Below are 6,203 nucleotides of genomic sequence, written 5' to 3' on the forward strand. Positions count from 1 at the left end.
ACTGTAATCTTTCTGAGTGCGCTTTACATAAAGCGTTTTTAATGGTTCTTTCATAACGATTCTTTTTGTGTATCGCTATTTCAGGACTAGACATATTTATCAAACCTTAAATAACGATACAATGAAAACAATTTCTTACATCAGCTTTTTTCTATTATTCTTTGCAAGCTTTCAGGTTTTTGCTCAGAAAAAAGATTACAGTTTTCTTACCAACAGTTTGAAAATTGAAGAACAATTAGAAAAGTACAAACTTCCCGGATTTAGTGTGGTTGTTTTTGAAAATTATAAGATTGTGTACTCTAAACAATTTGGTCAGAAGTCGGCAAATTCTCCAGAAAAGATAGATGAAAATACAGCATTTTCTACAGCATCTATTTCCAAACCAATCACTGCGCTTCTTTGTTTTATTTTAGAAGAAAAAGGTTTAATTAATCTAAATGAACCGATTGACAAATCTTTGAAAAGATGGCATTTACCCAAAAGTAAATTCACAGAAAACAATGCTCCGACTTGGAAACAATTTCTGAATCACACCTCAGGAACTACCCAAAGTGGTTTCGAAGACCATTATGAAGGCGAAAAAATCCCAACGATAAAAGAAAGTCTTTTAGGAAAAATCCCGAGATACGATAAGGAAATTGAGTTTTCTTTTGAGCCGGGAACCAATTGGCAATACAGTGGTGGTGGTTATACAATTATTCAAATGGCATTGGAAGATACTTTCAATAAACCGATTGCAGAGCTTGCAAAAGAATACATCTTTTCTCCGCTTGGATTAAAAAATACAACAATGATTCAACCAAATGAAAAAGGATTTCTAAAAAATGTTGCATCAGTTCACAACAAAGACGGAAAAGTTATAAAAACCGGGTTGCCGATTACGCCACAAGTTGGAGCATCAGGATTATGGTCTACCCCAACTGATTTGGCTAAAATTGCTATTGAGATGCAAAATGCTTTGCGCAATAAAAACAACAAAGTAATTTCTCACAATGTAGCAAAAAAAATGACAGAAGTAACCGCTTTAAAAAATGCAGTTAGCGGATGGAGTTACGGTTGGCAAAAATCTTTTGGATACAATAATTATGATTGGTTTGCCTGCAATGGCTCAAACACCGGAGTTGGCGGAAATGTGATGGGTACCATGAAAGATGGAAACGGCTTTGCCTTTCTTGCCAATGGTGAAAAACCAAATCGTTTTCCTGTGATGGGAGCAACGCAAAGAAAAATTCTTTCACTAATGAACTGGAATGGCAATTTCCACAATGAAAAAACTCAGGAAATACCCGCAAGTCTAAAAAAACAACTCATCGGAACCTATGATGATTTTCTTTACGGACAAGGAATGGAAACCAAAATAGTAGAAAAAAACAATCGTCTTTACGTAGAATCTGAGATTTTGGAACATTTTAAAGGAAAAAATGATAACGAGTTGGTGTATCTAAAAAATGGATTATTCGAAATAACAGATTATCCAAACCTTTTAAAATTCGATTTCAAAGATGGAAAACCAAGTTCTGTTACTCTAAAAAGAGATGGTTTAACAGCCACAACTCAAATGATTAATAAAACAAATTAACCTTTAATAGAAATAAAAAAACGGATGTTTACAGTGATAAACATCCGTTTTAGTTATAAATATTTTCTAAGTTTTAAACAGCAATCGCCTTATAATTAAATTATATCAATAATCTTCAGAAATAATATGCTCTATACAATATTCCGCCAACGCAGTAATCGTTAAAAACGGATTAACGCCAATCGTTCCTGGAATTAAAGATCCATCAATGATGTAAAGGTTTTCAGATCCTCTAAGTCTACCCATCATATCTGTTGCCTTTCCCAATACCGCACCACCCAATGGATGATAACAAATATCGGCACCAAAACCATTATTGAAAAGCAAATGCGCTCTTGTTCCTCCGTTTACTTTATTCATTTTTTTTATAAAATATTCGGCATTTGTTCTTGCGAGCGCCACATTCTCTGCAGACCACTGTAAATCTATTTTTTTAGAAATTGGATTAAAGAACACAGACCCTTTTTTGGGCACCGGATTAATCATTAAATAAAGTGAAGTTGCTACATCCATTCCCATTGGAAGCGGTGCAATTTCCGAAAAAAATGGGTGTTCCTTATCATCCCAATTATCAATTCCACCTACAGGAATCGTAGAATGGTTTACACCAGTTCCACCGGAAAATGTTTTGACAAAATTCCTGCCGGTCATGAAATTTCCATTATTGCCCCAGTTTTGTCCTACTTCAGAATTTAAAGTCAATTTGTTATCATTTGATGATTTTAAAAGCAATTCTAAAGTTCCCATTGTACCGGCGCATAAAAACAGTTTTTTACAAACAATCTTCTTTTTTGCAACCGTCTCACCCAAGGTATTTGTCTGAATCACTTCTAAGACATAGGTATTATCTGAACCTTTTGCTATACTTTCAACTTTATGCAGATCATGAATATGAACTTTACCTGTTTCCTGAGCTTTTTTAAGATAGGTTTTGTCTAAAGATTTTTTACCGTAATTGTTTCCGTAAATCACTTCACCAGCCAAAGCCGAACGAGGAACTTTATTTTCATATTCATCTTCCATATATTTAAAATCATAAACATTCGGAACACGCACCGTTTTAAACCCAGCTTTATGAGCTTCTTGTTCGCCGACTTTATTGAATTTATAAAAACTGCAGTTTTCTAGAAAACTTTCATCCGCTGAATTCACTTCCAGTTCTTTTTCAGCCAATGGAAAATATTTTTTATAAAACTCTTCAGTATTCAGTTCTGGAAATACTTCGCCGAAATAATCTTTCTTGGGCAAGACGGCCATTCCTCCGTTAACAAGAGATCCGCCTCCAACTCCTCTTCCCATCCATATTTTGATATTGCTAAAATCCCATCGATCAAGCGTTCCTGTATATTTTTTGGTATTGAAAATATTAAAAAATGGGGCAATCGTTTTAGTTCTCAGCCAAGCTGCAGATTTTCCGGGACTAATCATAGGAGAAAATTTTTCACCAGACTTTTCCCAATTAAGACCCATTTCAAGAATTGTTACTTCATGTCCGGATTCTGCCAAACGCAAAGCAGCAACAGCTCCACCGTAACCGGAGCCAATAATAACATTTTCAATTTCTAAATTTTCTGTTTCGAATCTCGCTTCGTTTTCTTTTCCGAATAAAACTGATGAAAAGCTTGTAAAATATAATGCTCCAACTCCTAAAAGTGAATGTCTGAGAAATTCTTTACGGTTCATAAAATGGGCTTTTGATTTATCATAATGTTAAAAGGAAGTTAGTTGTATCTTCAATCATTACTTCTTTTTGCAAAATCAAGACCACTCTGAGAAAACTGTTGTTAAAGTCGAATCATTTTCAAGCATTATTGATTTCAAATCATTTTATTTTTTCAACAAAAAAAATTAGTATAATCTATACAAAAAAAACATATAATTCACTTTTTGGTATCAAAAAATAGAATATCGAGAACAAAATTACCATTTTCATAATATTAATTTACAAAAAATAATTCATTCATTATATTTATGTTAGTAAATTGAGATTTCATAAAAAAAATAACTAATTTTGTTAATAATAAATAATTTAATATATGATTAAAACCTTTACTTCTTTATTACTTCTTTTGTGTTTTATTAATTTTGGTTTTATACCGCTGCTTCATGCGCAAGCTACAACTTTACCTTACACTCAAGATTTTAACACGAGCAATGACTTTACCTTGCTGAATGGAACCCAGGTCAATAAATGGGCTTATGGTTCAGCTGCAGGTAATGCGGGAAATTCTATTTACATTTCCAATGACAACGGTACTACAAACAATTATACTAATACGTCTTTGAGCGTTGTTCAGGCATATAGAGATATTGTAGTTCCAGCAGGTACCACCGCTTTTTCACCAGCAACATTATCATTTGACTGGAGAGCGATGGGGGAAGCCTGCTGTGATTATCTTAGAATTTGGCTAGTCCCTACTACTTTTACACCTACACCAGGAACGCAAATTACAGCAGGCGCAGGTAGAATTCAATTAGGAGCTAATCTAAATGCACAAACCACTTGGCAAACTTACACCAATACCAACATCAACTTGGCAACTTTTGCAGGAGCTAACGTGCGTCTTGTTTTTGAATGGAGAAATGATGGAAGTGTAGGAGCTTCTCCTGCAGGGGGAATTGACAACATTAATATGTTGATCCCTACTTGTAGTGCACCCACTGCTTTAGTTGTAAACACTATAACAACAACTAATGCAACTATTTCTTGGACAGGTATTACCCCTGCTCCTGCCAACGGATATCAGTATTATATTTCCACAAGTTCTACACCTCCTACCAATACAACTACACCTACGGGTACAAGTACCGGAACTTCTGTTACTTTAAATACACTATCACCAAGTACCACTTATTATTTTTGGGTTCGTGCAGTTTGCAGTGCAACAGATTCTAGTATCTGGACTGCAGGGGGAGGATTTTCAACTACGCAAATTCCCGCTACACTACCTTACAGCCAAAATTTCTCAACCTTAAATGATTTCGGTTTTGTAAACGGATCACAAACGAACAAATGGGTTTATGGGAATGCTGCAGGAAATACTCCTAGCTCTATTTACATCTCTGATGACAATGGAGTAACGAATAGCTATAACGTCAATTCGTTAAGTGTTGTTCAGGCTTACAGAGATATTGCAGTACCGGCAGGAACAACTGCTGCATCACCTGCACTTTTATCATTTGATTGGCTTGCAATGGGAGAAGCATGTTGTGATTACTTAAGAATCTGGCTTGTGCCTTCTTCTTTTACGCCAACTGCGGGCGCTCAAATTACGGCAGGTGCAGGAAGGATTCAAATCGGAGGAAATTTAAATGCACAAACTACATGGCAAACTTACCTAAATACAAACGTAAACTTAGCAACTTTCTCAGGAGCTACTGTACGTCTTGTTTTTGAGTGGAGAAATGACGGAAGTATAGGTACTCCGCCTGCAGGTGCTATTGATAATGTAAACTTCCTTATTCCTACCTGTAAATTGCCTACTGCACCAACTGTAGCTGCTATAACTTCGGCTACAGCCACCATAAGCTGGACAGCAACTGTACCGCCACCTGCGATAGGATATCAGTATTATTTATCAACAAATCCCACACCTCCAATTGCCACAACACCTCCAACAGGAACAACTACTGCAACATCAGTTCCTTTAACAGGATTGGTTCCTAATACAATGTATTATTGGTGGGTAAGAGCAAGATGTAGCACAACAGATGCAAGCATCTGGATTGCTGGACCAAGCTTTACAACGACACAAATCCCTGCGACACTTCCTTATAGTCAAAACTTTACAGGAGGTAATGATTTAGCATTGCTAAACGGTACGCAGACAAATAAATGGGTACGTGGTACAGCTACAGGAAACACAGCTCAATCATTATATATATCTAATGATAACGGTGCAACGAATGCATATTCTCACACTGCAACTACAGTACAAGCATTTAGAGATATTATGATTCCAGCAGGAACTACAATCGCATCTTTCTCTTTTGACTGGAAGTCTCAAGGAGAAAACAATTGGGATTATTTAAGAGTTTGGTTGTTGCCATCTACTGTTATGCCTGTAGCCGGAACTCAAATAACTGCGGGTACAAATAGAGTACAAGTTGGGCAATACCAACTTCAAGGCACTTGGCAAACTTTTTCTAATACAAACTTAAATTTAGCTGCATATGCAGGCACTGTAATGCGTTTAGTTTTTGAATGGAGAAATGACGGTGGCGGTGGAACTCAGCCACCTGCTGCAATTGATAATATTTTGCTAAGAGTTTGTAGTAATGCAACTCCTGTGGTGACAGTAGTACCTGCTTCTATTACACATAATTCAGCAACTCTTACTTGGCCTCTAGATCCCGGGGGCGCTACTTATCAAATTAGATACAGACCTTTAGGTACGGGTAGTGCTTGGTTGCCAAACACTGGTCCTATTACTGTAACAGCAGGTACTTATACTTTCCCTCAAAACTTATTACCATTCACTGATTATGAAGTGGAGGTTGCAGCAGTTTGTAATACAACCAATGTAGGTGTATTCTCACATAATGAATTTAAAACCAAATGTGATCCTACTCCTCCAAACGTTACAGTGACTAGTATTACTCCAACATCTGCTTTAGTAACTTG

At 36.3% G+C, this 6,203-nt stretch carries 3 protein-coding genes; 2 read left to right on the forward strand and 1 reads right to left on the reverse strand.

The features are described from left to right. The first annotated feature begins 121 nt into the window (after window positions 1-121). A complete protein-coding gene (locus B5X64_RS22180) occupies window positions 122-1,579 on the forward strand; it encodes a serine hydrolase domain-containing protein (protein ID WP_079467296.1) in 1,458 nt (485 codons plus the stop codon). Window positions 1,580-1,684: 105 nt separating this feature from the next. On the opposite strand, the gene B5X64_RS22185 is transcribed toward B5X64_RS22180, so the two are convergent. After that, window positions 1,685-3,262, reverse strand: a complete 1,578-nt coding sequence (locus B5X64_RS22185; RefSeq protein WP_079467297.1) for a GMC oxidoreductase — start codon at window positions 3,260-3,262, stop codon at window positions 1,685-1,687. Window positions 3,263-3,615: 353 nt separating this feature from the next. Here B5X64_RS22185 and B5X64_RS22190 point away from each other — a divergent pair. After that, window positions 3,616-6,203 (forward strand): fibronectin type III domain-containing protein (locus B5X64_RS22190; RefSeq protein WP_185120022.1); only part of this gene is annotated, 2,588 nt, incomplete at its 3' end.

The organism is Chryseobacterium balustinum (assembly GCF_900168205.1).
GTDB classification, from domain to species: domain Bacteria; phylum Bacteroidota; class Bacteroidia; order Flavobacteriales; family Weeksellaceae; genus Chryseobacterium; species Chryseobacterium balustinum.